Here is a 14,004-nt window from a genome sequence, read left to right on the forward strand (position 1 = left end):
CGCCCGGTGGAGGCGCATGACCGCCCGCTCCGACGCGGGCGCCGCTACCGCCGAGCTGGCCATCGCTATGCCGCTGCTGCTGCTCATCGTTATGTTCGTCATCCAGGCCGGGGTGTTCATGCACGCCACCCACGTTGCCCAGAGCGCCGCGACCCGGACGGCGAACGCCGCCGCCGGCTACCAATCCAGCGCTGCCGACGGTCGCGACGCGGGTGAGCAGACCCTCGCCGCCATCGGCGACGGCGTGCTCAAGGACTCGTCGGTGTCGGTGACGCGCACTGCCACCGAGGTACGCACGGAGATCACGGGTACTGCGGCGACCGTGGTTCCTGGCGTGCGGTGGACCGTCCGCGCCACCGTCGTACGACCCGTCGAACGCTTCGTGCCCGACGACGGAGCCGCGCCATGACGCGGGCCGGAGCGCGAGCCGGACGCCTCCGGCTGCGGCAGGTCGTCGCCCTGGGCGACCGGGGGGCGAGCACCACCGAGGCGGCTCTTCTTACCCCGCTGCTGGTGGCCGTGCTGCTGTTCGTGGTGCTGTGCGGGAGGTTGGTCTCGGCACAGATGGACCTCGACGCCGCCGCCAGCGCCGCGGCCCGGTCCGCCTCGCTCGCCCGCACTGACGCTGCCGCACGCGCCGAGGCCGATCGCACCGCGCGGGAGACCCTCGCCGCCCGAGCGGTCACCTGCCAGCAGGTCAGCGTCACTGTGTCCACCGGTGGGCTGCGTCCCGGCGGCGCGGTCACCGTAAGCGTGGCCTGCACCGTTCCCCTGTCCGACCTCGCCCTACTGTCCGTGCCCGGCTCCCGCACTACGCGGGCGACGGCAACCTCCCCCATCGACATGTGGAGAGGAGGCGCGTCGTGAGGCAGGCCGATGCCGGCCGCTGGCGGCGGCTTCGCGAGCGCACCGGAGACGACTCCGGCCAGGTGACCGCGTTTGCGGTCCTGATGATTGTCGCCCTGCTCGCCGTGGCCGGGTTGGTCCTCGACGCCGGCCTGGCCCTCACGCAGAAGGTCCGTGCCCTGGACATCGCCCAGGCGGCGGCCAGGGCCGGGGCGCAGGAACTCGACCTGTACCAGTACCGCACCCGCAACGTCGCTGTACTCGACCCGGCCCGAGCCGCGTCGGCCGCACGGGCGTGGCTGGTCTCGGCGGGCGCCACTGGCGAGGCCACCGCGACCACGACCACGGTCACCGTGACCGTGCGCCGCGCCAGTCGCACCCAGCTCCTGCAGATCGTTGGCGTGCGGCAGCTCACCGTGTCCGCCTCCGCGACGGCCGCCGCTGTGCAGGGCGTCACCGGCCCCAACACCTGACCCCGCACAATGGGAGAGGACAACCCCGCATGTCCCGCACCTTCGCCGCCATCGCCCGGACCGTGCGCGCCCTGCTCGCACTCGCCGTGCTGGCCGGCTTCACCGCCGGGGTGCCGTGGCTGCTGACCGTCGCGGCCGGCTGGCCCCTCGATTGGATCGGCTGGTCGCAGCCCGACACTGTGCCCACTCTGACCGACCTGCACGCCGCGATCACGAGCCCGTGGTCCGACAACATGGTCTTCGCGTTGCTGGCCACGATCGGCTGGGTGCTGTGGGCGCAGTTCCTGCGCGACACCGCCATCGAGATCATCGAGATGTCCGCCGCCGCGTCGGCTACCCGGCGCGGACAGCCCCGCCCATCCGCGAGGCGACGCGGCCCGATCCGCTGGGTCGCCGCTGTCCTCGTCGGCGCGATCGTTGGAGCCGTGCTGTTCGACGCTGCCCGCGTCGTCACCACCCCTACGGCGAGTGCGGCTGCCGCCGATGCCGCCGCACGCCGCCCGGCCGTTGCCGTCGCCCCGGCACACCCCGCCGCCCCGCAGACCGTGCAGCATGGCCCACGCCCGGCGCTCACCATCGGTGTGTCCGCCACCAGCGACACTCTCCCGCTCGCCACCCACCGAGACAGCCCCGTTGTCCCGTCCTGGGCACGAGACGCCCCGGGCGGGACACACCGTGTCGTCGCCGGAGACAACCTGTGGGACCTCGCCGAGAAACACCTCGGCGACCCGCACCGCTGGCGGGAGGTCTACAAACTCAACCGGGGACACGAACAGGCCAACGGCTACGCCCTCACCGACCCCGACGAGATCCACGTCGGCTGGGTTCTCGCACTTCCCGCCCGAGAGGCCCCACCAGCAGCCACCCCACCTCACATCGAGGATCCGCCGCCTGGCAGCCCCGACACCACCGCGCCCGAGGTCAACGAGACCGCCCCAGCAGTCCCACCGCCACCGGCCACCCCCACCACCCCGGAGCCGAGCCCTTCACCGCCTACCGCCGAATCCAGCACCCCAGCCGAGTCGGCCGATGTCGCCACCCCCGCGCCGGACACCGACCCATCCGACGACCAGCAGACCGACGAGGCAGGAATCACGCTGCCGGCGCAGGGCTGGATCAGCCTCGGCCTGGCCGCCGCCATCGCGGCCGTGGCCACTCTGCTACGCCTTCAACGACGCCGCCGCGCCCGGCTGACCTTCCCGGCATCGGCGAGCGCCGCCCCGCAACGCTCCCCGATGCCGCCCTCTCTGGCCCCCGTCGACATCATCGGCAGCCGCCACCTCGGCCCCAGCAGCGACCACCGCCCCGCCAGCCCTGCCGTTGCGGCACCCATCGGCGTCGACTCGGACGGCACCGAGATAAGCCTGTTCCACCTGCCCGGTCCCGGCGTCGCCCTGCACGGCGACGGAGCCGTACCAGCGGCCCGCGCCGTCCTCGCGTCCGTCCTGACCAGCGGCGCGGTCGAGGCAGCCATCGCCCGCACAGTGGTGGTCACGACCGCCGACCTACTCGCCCGGCTACTACCCGAGGACGCCCCGGCGGTCGGGCTGGACCCCGACGGCACCGCCTACGACGGAGAACGCCTCGTCGTGCTCGCCGACATCGCCGCGGCGGTCACCCACGCCGAGGAGGAAATGATCGGCCGTCGCCGGCTGCTGGACACCTTCCACGCCGAGACGATCACCGACCTCAACGCCCGCACCGACCACGCCGAGACGCAACCGCCGTACGTGCTGCTCATCGACTCCAACCCCCGGCACGCCGCCCGCCTGGAGGCCGTCGCCACCCACCGCGCCGCCCTGAACCTGCACCCCGTCATCCTCGGTTCGCACGACGGCATCCCCACCATCGAGATCAGCGCCGAGGGCACCGCCACCGGCGACGAACCGCATCCGGTGACCCGGCTGTCCACCCTCGGCGCGGATGACCTCGCCGCCATCCTCTCCATGCTCACCGACGCGATAGCCCGCCCCGAGGCCGGCGCTGACGTCGACGACCCGCCCGCCGAGATCTCACCGGCCGCGGCGACCGTCGAGACGAACGAGGCGGTACCGGTCCAACCCAACGACGCGGCGGCCTTGGTCCGCCTCCGGGTGCTCGGCCCGGTCACCGTCGCCACCGACGCCGGGCCGATCGCCACCGGAATGCGCAGCGGCTCCTACACCGCGCTCGCCGTCCTCGCCGCCCACCCCGCCGGCCGCACCCTCGACCAGCTCGCCGCCGACCTGCACCCCGACATCGACCCGACCGCCGCCGTCAAACGCGTCCGAACCGACATCACCTCCGCCCGGCGGGTGCTGCGCGCCGCCACCGGCCACGAGGAGCCCATGTTCATCGTCTACGACCCCGCCACCAGCCGATACCACCTCGACCCCGAGACCGTCACCGTGGACCTCTGGCAGATGCTCACCGCCATCGACCAGGCCACCACCACCGACGACGAAGCGACGATGCTGGCCGCGCTACGCCGGGCGGCCCAGCTGTACGGGGGCGACTTCGCCGAAGGCCACGACCACACCTGGGCCACCGACTACGCCACCAGCTACCGCCACCAAATCCTCACCGCCTACGCCCGCATCGCCGAAATCCTCGAACCCGACCACCCCGACCAGGCCATCGCCGCCCTCGAACGCGCCGCCGACCTGGACCCGGTCAACGAGGAGCTATGCCAGCGGATCATGCGCATCCACGGCCGGCAGCAGCGACCCGACGCCGTGCGGCGCACCCTGCGCCGATTGGAGGAACGTCTCGCCGACCTCGGCGACGCCGAACCGTCCCAGGCCACACGGCGCGTCGCCGAACGCCAACTCCGACCCGTCGCCCCGGCCAGTGGAGGACGGCCATGAACGACAGCCAGCTCCAGCGGATGCAATGGGCCGTGCGGGCGACGCTGGCCCTCGGCGTGGCCGCCTCGGTCACCGCGAACATCCTGCACGCACAAGCGAACCCGATCTCCCAGGCCATCGCGGCGTGGCCACCTCTGGCATTGCTGATCACCGTCGAGCTGGTCACCCGGGTACCCGTCTACCGGCGTTCACTCGGCGTCATCCGAGTCGTCGCCGCCTCGGCTATCGCCGCCATCGCCGCGTGGATCAGCTATCACCACATGGTCGGAGTCGTCGCCCGATACGGCGAGACCGGCACCGTGCCCTACCTCCTACCGCTCTCGGTGGACGGGCTGATCATCGTCGCATCGGTCTCACTCGTGGAACTCGCCGCCCGCCGCCGCGAAGCCGAAAACCAACCGCACGCCGTGCTAGCCGAGGCACCAGCGGCACCGGCACCGGCCGAGCGCGCCGCAGCGGCACCTGTCGAGCCCCCGCCCGACAGCAACGAATTCTCGCCACCCGATCGGAGACCGCTGCCCGAGCGCCCTCCCGTCGACGTCGATGTCGACAGGTCGCGTCCCGGTGAGGCTCCTGACACCGCCGAACACCCGGAAGGCGACCACGAATCAGATGTCAACGAGACTGGCCATGACCTCGACACGGAATCTCACGACGACGACTCGTCCGACGACGCACACGATGCCGATGTGGACCTTGCCCCGGATCTCGTACCGCTGCTGCCCGCCGCCCGCGCAGCCCGTGACGAGCTGATCCGCGAAGGCCAGACCGTCAACCGAGATGCCCTCGCACGTCGCATACGCCAAAACGGCCACTCGATCCGCAACAGCGCCGTGTCGGAACTTCTCGCCACGCTGCGCCAGGAGGCGCATTCGGTCAACGGCTCCCGCTTCACCGCATCGGTATAGCGTGCCGTCGCCAGTGCACCGCGCAGGATCAGACGCGCGAGGAAGCCGCAGGTGAACGAGCCTGGCCGAACGGCCAACCCCGCCCGGCCACCGCACCCCCAGCGCTACCGCCCTGGTGCACGGAGTGCCGCCACGACGACGCCGACCCTTTCTCACCTGGGGCACTCCTGCACCGAGGCGTGGCGGACAGGGTGCACGTTTACGACCGGGCTTGCCTCGTTGCAGCAAAGGTGCGAGTGGCGTTTGGGACATGGGCCCGAGCTGGATCGGCACCGATCCAGCCGGCCTGGAACTCCCCTACGTCGAGTTCAGCGTTCCGGCCGAGGACGGACCTACAACTAAGCCTTAACCCGGAGCACGCTCGCGGCCTCACCGCCGCCCTGCTCCGCGCCGCCGACGCCGCCATTCGAGGCGACGCCCCGCAGTGACACACACCAAACGAGCGACGACGCTCCACCCTCGAACGGAGCCCTGAGTCGTAACCCTGGCCTGGGGCCAGCGGCGGTCTTGATCGCACCGTCGAGGTCAGCGTGGATAGGCACGGCTGCCCGAACGGGCACCACGCCGAACGCTGCCAGAAGGGATTACACATGACCGCCACAACGCCCGGCCTCCGCACGATCGAGGTCGCTGACGACGTCTACGACGTGCTGAAGCGCACCGCCGACAGCCGAGAGACCGACATCAACGGCGCTCTGCGCTACCTGATCGAGGTTCCGACGCCTCGGACTGACGCAGACGACGACGAGGACTGAGCCAGCTCGCTGGATGGACATGTCGCCGGGTCCGAGCGCTGACCCGGCGACATGTCGTGCCGATTGAGTGCGGGGTCCGGCCAAAGTTGTCGCTTAGGTGGCGTTGACCATGATTACGATGACTAGGACAGCGAGCACTATTGCAGCGACGAACCCCGCGATAGCTCCGTACCCGAACCACTTGGCCGAATACTTATCTCGGAGATTTGCCTCGACCTGCCTTGCCATTGCCAATTCGCCTGCTGCCCGCTGCATCGCTGCCGCAGTTTGACTCCACTGACTTGCGTGGGTCTTTGACGCGCGAAGGGCACCGGAGGTGGAGCTTATTTGCCGGAGTACGTCCTCAAACCTATCGGCGGCCTCCTTCAGTTCACCAGCGGTGTGGGTGAGGCTGCTCGCTACTTCTGGGTTGATGTTTCGTGCCGCCTGTGCGATCCAGGAGGCGGTGTCCTCATTGATGCCTTGGCCACCTTGCCAGATCCAGGAGGCGGTGTCCTCATTGATACCTCGGCCACCCTCGTGGATCCAGTGGGCGGTATCCGCGTTGAGATTCTGCGCTACGCCCGCCAAGGTACGCACCGTCTCTGGCGGTATCAAGCCTTCATCAAGGGCCTTACTAAGCAGTGCACCAACCGGCGGCAAATCGTTGGAGATCTTAGCGAGGGCTGCCCTAGTTCTGTCGTCCACCATCTCGATGTTGCCGAAGTTGTGGCCAGCAACAAACGGCCCGGGGCCAAAGTTGTTTTGTTGTACCGGAGGATTGTGTTCAGGGAAGGATACCGTCACTCGACTTTCCGCCCTGGAGCCGAACTAATACTTCCGAAGTTGTGTCCGGCGATAAACGGCCCCGAGCCGTAGTTGTTCTGTGAACCAAGGTTGACCACACTCGCCGGGACTGAGGTAGTCGCGAGAGCGTTGACTTCGGCGCGCAACTCGGGATGAGCGGCAAGGAGAGATGTGAGCAGTACGCTCCACCGCGCCCTGATGTCCGATTCAGTTGCGGCCCCCAACGCCAAGGCGGCACTGTCCTCCTCCAATGCTCGAAGGGGCAGCGAGTGCCGGGCTTCCCCTCCAGTGCGGAAGATCCTCGACACCCAAGCACGCAAGGCATCCGCGTGGCCGTTGAGCATGTAAGCAACGATGTTGCCGGTCGCTCCGGTGATGATCGCGGTTGTTGCTTCGTCGAACACCTGTAGCGCACCCCTCGGACGTGGCGTGTTGGCGCCACGCCGATGCTGACTCGTTGTGGCGCGCCGACTACGAACGCACCTGACTCTAGGTGTGGGGTGCGACGCGAACTTGTCACGACACCCCTCGGTCTCGCGCCACAAGTACACCTTCCTCTGATATGGGCTAGTTGTCGTCTTGGTCAGATGCTGGGGCAGCAGGATTGGCAGCGGTCGCTCGTAGGCACTGGCGAGCAACCGGTGCGCGGTGCGTTAAGTGATGCCGAGCTGTTCACTCAACACGACACCGAGGCCCCCCTGGTTACGCCCGGCAGGGCTTGATCCACCCGTCGAGGTCAGCGTGGGCACAGACACAGCCACCCGAACGGACACCGCGCCGAACGCGGCTAGGTGGTACGACGCATGATCAAGAGAGCGCCCAGCCTCCGTACGATCGAGGTCGATGCCGACGTACGGCCGGCTGCATCGCACCGTCGCCAGCCGAGGCACGGACCGGCCGCGCGCTGAGCTACCTCATCGAGGTACCGAAGGTGCCGGTGTACCGCGGCGGGCCGATGACGAAGAGTGACAGCGAGCTGAGCGCCGCCGGTCGAAAAGGACCGGCGGCGCGCCATCTCAGATCGCAGAGCTGGGCCCTAGCCGTGTTAGAGCGACGATCACTCCTCGACCTCGTGGTCGTCGTCAAGATTCTCCAAGTCAAGGGTGCTGGGATCGACCGTGATGGTGAACTCACCGGCGAGCCGTCCACGGACTTCGGCGGCAGTTGCGGACCATGTTGCGGTCAGTGTGGCGCCCGGTTCTTCCAGGACAAACAGTGGCACCGGTTCCAGGTTCACGGATTCTTCGGCACGCAACTCGAAGTCGTCGTACTCGATCGTGACCGAGCCGCTGTCTCGCACCGTGTACGAGGGACCTGGGCCGGGATACACGGGTGCGGGGATGTGCGCCGCAAAGTTGTATGCCGAGAGGTTTGGGACGAGACTGCGAACAAAGGGCGTGCCGAGTGGCTTCGGGGGACGCGGGGCGCCAGGACGGTCGCCATCCAGGGCCTCGACCAGTTCCTCGGGGTAGCCATTCACCTGCCCAGGGACATGGACGACAAGCCGAATGGCGGTGTAGCCAACGTCGGTCGGGTTGGTCACCGTCAAGGTCAATGAGGCTGGCTTGTGGCGGAACAGGTCCCAAAATCCACGACCTTGAAGAACTTCCTGTGCCCCGTCAAGGAATTCTTCGACTTCTTCGGCGTACTGCTCCTCGGTACGGGTGTCTCGGACCGGTCCTAGAAAGCCGGTGTGCACGCCCACCATGCCTACGCTGGGCTGCCGAGCGGACTGGTGGCGCGCGGCAAGGAGAACTGGGCGGCGCTGTTCCACCCACCGGTTAACCGCGTCGTGAATGTCGGGCGACTCCTCAATGGTCGGCGGGGTCGCCGCGACGGTCATCTGCAGCCTCGGAGTACGTTCGAGCAACCGGGCCTGAAGCAGGTCGAGATCGCCGGGGTTGGCCGGGTCGGTGCGGCCGGCGTGCCGGACGAAGACGGTGGCGGGTAGGAATTTATCGATCTGCTTACGGAGGCAGTGGATGGGGTCGCCGGCCTTCGGCGGGTCGACGATCACGACGAGTACCTGTTTCCCGTCGACCGTGACGTGCTCCGGCGTCCACTGCACCACGTCGCCGACGTGGGGGCGCACCCGACCGATCAGGGTCTCCAGGTCGATCGTCGCTACACCCTTGATCGCGCCGGGCTCCACGCCAACAAGGAGGTAGCCGAATCCGCCAGCCCGCTGAGCGGCGGCGGCCGGCTGACGGTTGGCCAGTCCGATGATGTGCTTGACGATATGAGCCAGCCCGGCCGTCGTAGTCAGGTCGAGGGTCGACTTCCACTCGATCCACCGATCCTCGTCGTGAGGATCGGCGCCCTCAACGGCCCGGACGAGGGCGGTGAGCTGGCTCGGACGCAGCAGCGGTGCGGAGGTGTCAATCTGGAGGACCACACGGCAACGATAGGAGAGACCGCCGACGAAAGCTCAGCCGTTATCGGCGGCTAGTCGATGAGTGGCACGTGATCAGCGGCGTTCGGCCGCGCCGCGCGCCTCCGACAGCAACCGCTGCGCAGTCCGCTGCCGAATGCTGAGCCTCCGCGCCAACTCCACCCCGAGTCCACGCCGGGCCCGCCCGGCGGCGTCCGCCTCGTTGAGCAACTCCAGGGCGGCCCGAAGCCGGAGGTCGTCCGCGTACGGGTGCGGCTTGCGGGCACCGGTGGTGCCGGGGGTGCGGCCGGTGGACTGCCGGCCCGTACGGGCGTCGGCCACGGCCCACACGGTGCGCCGGAACCAAAGACGGCGCACCCGCCCGTCCGGCAGCACCTCAACTCGGTCAGGGTGGTCATACAGGGTGTCGGGCAGGTTGCGATACGAGCCGTATCCGAGGACCCTCGCCGCCGCGCCCGAGCCGATGAGGTCTTCGGAGTCGCCGCGGCGGTCGACCTTCGTCAGCTCGGCGCGTTTCGCGGCCTGGTGCGCGGTGTGGAATGCCTCGATGTCGTCGAGCCAGAACCACTCGCGGCCGTCGTGCTGGAAGCCTTCGGGGAAACCGAACCGGGCGCGGTGGCGGTGCCAGTGGTTGACCGTGGAGTAGGCCGCGTCGGTGAACGCGGCGACTTCGGCCCGGTCGAGGGCGATCCGTCCGCCGATCATGCGTCGTGCCACGTCCCCATCCTCCCTCCGGCGGGGGCTCTCTGCCGGCGCCGTGCCGTCGAGGCGGCTACGGCTCGCCGTAGGATCGGCGGCACGCCCTGGCTCGGGTAGAAGCGGCCGTGTGTCCGCAGGCGGCCCGGAGTGGGCGAGGTGGCCGGTCGGGAATTGCACGCACCCTCGGGTGTGCCCGCCGGCCACCGACCCACCCGGTTACCTCGATGGGCGCAGCACCTTCCATGCCACTTGCGCCATGCGGTCGATGCGCAGCGCGGCCAGTTTCGCGCGGGTGGCGGGTTTGATGGCGTCGTACACGGTCAGGATCGCGGCGGCGGTGGTCGCGTCCACCAGCACCCCGTCGATCTTGCGGCACGCGCCGCCCTTCGCCTCCCGCAGCAGCTCGATGACGCGGGGGTCACCTGCGGTGGCATCGTCGGGGAGCGTGTCGATGTCGGCCAGTCCTTCGCAGTCGGGGCAGGTGACAAGGTGGGGGTCCTCGGTGATGCGGCTCAATGGCACGTCATCGGTCCCGCAAACCGGCCTCATCTGGCGGCGGGCCTTCGCGTGAGTGAGGGCGGGCCACCCGTGCCGCCCCGTGTTGTCGGTCATGGTGCCTCCCCCGCCGGGTGGGTACCGGTGCCGATTGGGTGGCCGGGCGCGATGCGGCCTCGGCCGGGGGCGAGGGTGTCGAATACGGCGGAGTACCTGTCGTGGAGCTGGCCCCGGGTCCGCATCAGGTGTTTGCCTCGGGTGAGCTTCGCGGGCATGGCGTCGGCCACACGGCCGATCAGGCCGTAAAGGTCGCGGGCCTCGATGAGGTCGGCGCACCCGTTGCAGGCCGACCAGCGTTCGCCCCATGCCTGGGTGAAGGCGTGCTCGGTGTCGGTGCGGCGAACCCGTGCCGCGTGGTGCCGAGACTGGTAGTCGCCCACCGCGATGATCTGTGCGGTGACTCGGCGCGCGTCGGTGACCTGGTTGGCGCATCGGTAGATCCACGCGGCGTCGGGTGCGGAGCAGAAGTCGCACTGGATGATCGGGTCGGGGATCTCGGTGATGGGTACCGGCTCGGGGCGGTGGTCGCTGCGCTGGCCGCGCTGCTCGGCCGCGTGCAGGTACTCAACGATCATGCCCAGGTCGTTGAGACGGATGTTGAGGGCTCGACGGCAGCGGCGGCAGTAGAGCGACTCCGGGACCGGCGCCGTGCTCAGGTGAAGTGCTGCCGCCTCGGGATGACGGGCGGACTCCTCGGGGTGCGGGATGTGCGGTGGCATTACTGGTCGCCTCCGTCCTGGTCGCGGGTCAGCGGCCAAGCGGGGTTGGTGGGGTCGAGGGTCAGCCCGAGGCGCAGGCTGGCGAGGTCGACCAGCCGCCGTAGCAGGCTCGCGGTTCCGGTGCTGAGGTCGGCGTCGTAGTCGTGAGCGATGCGGCAGGCGTCGCGCACCGCCTCGGCCGCCTTGGTGAGCGCGGTTTCCAGGTCGGCGCGGTCGTCGGCCCGGGTGGCTCGCCTGACGATCGCGGCGGGGTAGGTGCGCTCGTCGCCGTTGGGGAAGCGGAGGGTGTAGCGGAGGGCGTAGGTGGTGTGCGGGGTGGAATAGCGGACGTCGGTGACGGTGCCGAGGCGGTACTCGACGGCGTCGGACGGGCTGATCACCCGGGCGGTGTCGCCGTACTCCAGTGATCGGTACATCACAACTCCGTTCAGGGTGAGAGCTAGCTGGTGGGGTGATCGATCTCGCCGCCACCGTTGACCTCGAACGCGATGAGGCGGTCATCGGTTTCGGTGGTGTCGGCGTGCAGGTAGAGGTCGGCGGCGCGGCGTTTGACGCCGATGGAGACGCCGTGCACGTCGAGCACCACGTAGGCGGTGCGGTCGCCGGGCTCGCCCGGGTAGACGCGCAGGTTGAGGCGGGTGAGCACGTCGGCGCAGACGGGGTCGATCGAGCCGAGTAGAGCGAGCGCTTCCGCGAGCTGCTCGGTGCTGACCGTGCGTTGCCCGTCGCCTGTGCATCCGGTGTTCTCCGAGGGGTCGATCCCGTTCGTCATGCCGGTGACCCGCCCTCGTGAACAGGCTCGCTACCGGCGCTCGTGTCGGGTGGGAAGGTGGCGATGATGTCGCCGAGGGTGCCGCCGCCTCGTTGGTCGGTCAGGGTCGCGAAGGCGATGAGGGCGGTGCCGAGGGCGACCGCCTGCGCGGGGCTGTAGCGCACGCGCACCGGGGCGGCGTCGAGGGTGATGGCGCGGACCTCGACGTAACGTCGCTGCCAGAGGGCAACGGGCAGCTCCTCGTCCGGCGTGGCGGTGACGGTCCCGGGCAGTGCCTCGCTCAATCCGGTGCGCAGCGCCTCGCGTCGTTGGGCGGCGATGCCCTTCCAGCTCGACGCCTTCACCGTGAGAGCGATGCGGTCGTCGCCGGTGGCGCAGGCCGCGCGGACGTGGAAACGTTCGGCGTTGCCGGTCGCCTCGGCGAACTCGGCGGCAAGGTTGAACAATCGTTCTGCGGTCATGCGGAAACTCCGTGGTGAGTGCGACGGGTGATGTGGCCGGGTGTGCCGCGCGGCCCGGGGTGCGACCGTGGCCGCGCGGCACGTCCACGGGCGGTCAGGGATGGGCGGGCGGTGGCCCGTCGGCACCATCCGGGGCGGCCGGTGCACCGGCGGTCCCGTCCGCGTCGAACGGCGGTGCGGCCTTGACGTGGGGTAGGCCGGGGTCGAGTTTCTGGCCGCTGCGGTCGAGGCTGAGCGCCCCGTACGCGGTCAGGTGCGCGCCGACGGCGAGGGCCTGCGCGCCGGTGAGCAGAACGACGAGGCGGCGGCCTTCCGTGCTGTAGGTGTGCAGCTCGACGTGGCCGTTGGTCAGCGGCCGGACCGGCAGGAACCGCTCGACCGTCGCCCCGCCGGGCGCGGTCGCCCAGATCGCTGAGCAGAGGGCGTTCCACTGCTCGTTGACGAGGGCTTCCCACTGCTCGGCGCGGGCGATCAGGTGGGCGTGTTCGGCTTCGCTGGTCGAGTGTTCTGCCATCGCGCGGGCGACCTCAGCTGCCGCGAAGTGGGCGGACACCCGGTTGGCCAGCCCGATCATCGAGGTGGCCGTCGGCTCCGGGGCATGCAGGGGCGTAGCGGCGGGCTCCGGGGCTGGCGGGGCCGTAGTAGCGGGTGCGGTAGGGACAGCTGCGGTACCGGTGGCGGGGTGCTCGCCGGTACCGGGGTCGGGCGTGGTGGCCCGGCCCCCGTGCCGGGCCACGTCAGACCGCCAGCAGTTCGAACGCGCGGGCCTTGAGGTCCGCACCGGCACCGGTCAGCGCCCGCGTGGCGCGGGCGAGGTCGGTCTTGGCGGGGGCGAAGTGGTCCACGTACTCGGTGATGGCCTGGAAGCCGGCCCACCGGGTGCCCTTGATCGCCTTCTGCGTGTCCGCGTCCCGGATCAGGTACCGCAACGCGGCCGTGCGCTGCTTCGCGTTGTTCTTCGCGGTGTCCGAGGTGTCGTCGGCGAGGGGCCACACCTGCGCGACGATTTTCTCGAACTCACCCATGGTCAACGACTCGTTGATCATCTTCTCGGCTTCAGTCTCGAAGTCGTGGAACGCGCGCCACATCAGGCCGAGGGCCTGCCGCGCCTCGGCAATCTTGCTGCTGACGTTCGAGGTGTGCCGGAACGTGTACGAGCTGACCGACCGGGCGAAGGCCAGGTTCTGCGTGTTCTTGCAAACGATCCGCACGGGGGTCGCATCAAGGCGCAGGGAGGCGGTGCCGTCGTGCGAGGTGGTGGCCGCGAGGTAGAGATCCATGTCGTCCACCCCGGCGATCTGCATCGCGGTGGGCAGCTTGAGGGTCACGAACACCGAGCGGCCCTTGCGCATCGAGCCGGCGGTCTCGAAGTGCGCGCCGGAGGCGTCGACCAGGAGGTTGAGGGTCTCGGCGACCTGCTCGTTCTGGACCACGCTGTAGTCCTCGCCGACCACGCCGAGGTACTCCGTCTCGCCGGTGACCGGGTTGGTCCGCACGGTCATGTACTTGTCGGTGCAGTCGACCTTCGTCACCCCGCGCTCGGTGACCTCGATGCCCTGAAGGGCGATCTTGCGGACCTCCCAGCCGCCGAGCCACGCCTTGCTCATGACCTGCTCGGCGGTCATGCACTCGTCGGCCACAGTGCCGAGCTGATGCCAGGCGGTCAACCGCGCGGAGGCGAAGGCCGTCTGGCCGTTCGCGAAGGTTTCCAGTTCGTGTGCCACGGTGGCACCCCTTCCAGCTTGTGTGTTGGCGGACGGTCGGGCCGGGGGTTGCAACCCCCGGCCGCGCC

The 14,004-nt window shown here is 69.5% G+C and carries 17 protein-coding genes; 6 read left to right on the forward strand and 11 right to left on the reverse strand.

The window, feature by feature from the left end; translation table 11 throughout:
* The first annotated feature begins 16 nt into the window (after positions 1-16).
* From ACIBEF_RS23235 to ACIBEF_RS23260, 6 genes are all read left to right on the forward strand, one after another.
* A complete protein-coding gene (locus ACIBEF_RS23235; RefSeq protein WP_396795322.1) occupies positions 17-409 on the forward strand; it encodes a TadE family protein in 393 nt (130 codons plus the stop codon).
* Complete coding sequence (locus ACIBEF_RS23240; protein ID WP_396795257.1) at positions 406-867, forward strand: TadE/TadG family type IV pilus assembly protein; 462 nt, start codon at positions 406-408, stop codon at positions 865-867. Before ACIBEF_RS23235 ends, ACIBEF_RS23240 begins: the two co-directional genes overlap by 4 nt.
* Positions 864-1,319: a pilus assembly protein TadG-related protein gene (locus tag ACIBEF_RS23245; RefSeq protein ID WP_396795258.1), complete on the forward strand. Its 456-nt coding sequence runs from the start codon at positions 864-866 to the stop codon at positions 1,317-1,319. Before ACIBEF_RS23240 ends, ACIBEF_RS23245 begins: the two co-directional genes overlap by 4 nt.
* Before the next feature lie 29 nt (positions 1,320-1,348).
* Positions 1,349-4,165: a BTAD domain-containing putative transcriptional regulator gene (locus ACIBEF_RS23250; RefSeq protein WP_396795259.1), complete on the forward strand. Its 2,817-nt coding sequence runs from the start codon at positions 1,349-1,351 to the stop codon at positions 4,163-4,165.
* A complete protein-coding gene (locus tag ACIBEF_RS23255) occupies positions 4,162-5,073 on the forward strand; it encodes a DUF2637 domain-containing protein (protein ID WP_396795260.1) in 912 nt (303 codons plus the stop codon). The genes ACIBEF_RS23250 and ACIBEF_RS23255 overlap by 4 nt, the downstream gene beginning before the upstream one ends.
* Before the next feature lie 590 nt (positions 5,074-5,663).
* Entirely contained in the window at positions 5,664-5,828 is a 165-nt protein-coding gene (locus ACIBEF_RS23260) for a hypothetical protein (protein ID WP_396795261.1), read from the forward strand.
* A gap of 93 nt (positions 5,829-5,921) precedes the next feature.
* On the opposite strand, the gene ACIBEF_RS23265 is transcribed toward ACIBEF_RS23260, so the two are convergent.
* From ACIBEF_RS23265 to ACIBEF_RS23315, 11 genes are all read right to left on the reverse strand, one after another.
* Positions 5,922-6,614: a hypothetical protein gene (locus ACIBEF_RS23265; protein ID WP_396795262.1), complete on the reverse strand. Its 693-nt coding sequence runs from the start codon at positions 6,612-6,614 to the stop codon at positions 5,922-5,924.
* Positions 6,611-7,018: a hypothetical protein gene (locus tag ACIBEF_RS23270; RefSeq protein ID WP_396795263.1), complete on the reverse strand. Its 408-nt coding sequence runs from the start codon at positions 7,016-7,018 to the stop codon at positions 6,611-6,613. The genes ACIBEF_RS23265 and ACIBEF_RS23270 overlap by 4 nt, the downstream gene beginning before the upstream one ends.
* Before the next feature lie 653 nt (positions 7,019-7,671).
* On the reverse strand, positions 7,672-9,009 hold the full coding sequence (locus ACIBEF_RS23275) for a helix-turn-helix domain-containing protein (RefSeq protein ID WP_396795264.1): 1,338 nt from the start codon (positions 9,007-9,009) through the stop codon (positions 7,672-7,674).
* A gap of 72 nt (positions 9,010-9,081) precedes the next feature.
* Entirely contained in the window at positions 9,082-9,711 is a 630-nt protein-coding gene (locus ACIBEF_RS23280) for a hypothetical protein (protein WP_396795323.1), read from the reverse strand.
* Positions 9,712-9,921: 210 nt separating this feature from the next.
* Positions 9,922-10,317 carry a hypothetical protein gene (locus ACIBEF_RS23285; RefSeq protein WP_396795265.1) on the reverse strand — a complete coding sequence of 132 codons (396 nt, stop codon included), beginning with the start codon at positions 10,315-10,317 and terminating at the stop codon, positions 9,922-9,924.
* Positions 10,314-10,979 (reverse strand): hypothetical protein, encoded by a 666-nt coding sequence (locus tag ACIBEF_RS23290; protein WP_396795266.1) that lies wholly within the window; start codon positions 10,977-10,979, stop codon positions 10,314-10,316. Before ACIBEF_RS23290 ends, ACIBEF_RS23285 begins: the two co-directional genes overlap by 4 nt.
* Entirely contained in the window at positions 10,979-11,395 is a 417-nt protein-coding gene (locus ACIBEF_RS23295) for a hypothetical protein (RefSeq protein ID WP_396795267.1), read from the reverse strand. The genes ACIBEF_RS23290 and ACIBEF_RS23295 overlap by 1 nt, the downstream gene beginning before the upstream one ends.
* Before the next feature lie 23 nt (positions 11,396-11,418).
* Positions 11,419-11,751 (reverse strand): hypothetical protein, encoded by a 333-nt coding sequence (locus ACIBEF_RS23300; protein WP_396795268.1) that lies wholly within the window; start codon positions 11,749-11,751, stop codon positions 11,419-11,421.
* Entirely contained in the window at positions 11,748-12,212 is a 465-nt protein-coding gene (locus ACIBEF_RS23305) for a hypothetical protein (protein ID WP_396795269.1), read from the reverse strand. The genes ACIBEF_RS23300 and ACIBEF_RS23305 overlap by 4 nt, the downstream gene beginning before the upstream one ends.
* A gap of 94 nt (positions 12,213-12,306) precedes the next feature.
* On the reverse strand, positions 12,307-12,786 hold the full coding sequence (locus tag ACIBEF_RS23310) for a hypothetical protein (RefSeq protein ID WP_396795270.1): 480 nt from the start codon (positions 12,784-12,786) through the stop codon (positions 12,307-12,309).
* A 163-nt stretch (positions 12,787-12,949) separates the two neighbouring features.
* Positions 12,950-13,936, reverse strand: coding sequence for a DUF932 domain-containing protein (locus ACIBEF_RS23315; RefSeq protein ID WP_396795271.1), 987 nt, complete (start codon positions 13,934-13,936; stop codon positions 12,950-12,952).
* Positions 13,937-14,004: the final 68 nt, after the last annotated feature.

Source organism: Micromonospora sp. NPDC050795 (assembly GCF_044456785.1).
In the GTDB taxonomy this organism is placed as follows: Bacteria; Actinomycetota; Actinomycetes; order Mycobacteriales; family Micromonosporaceae; genus Micromonospora.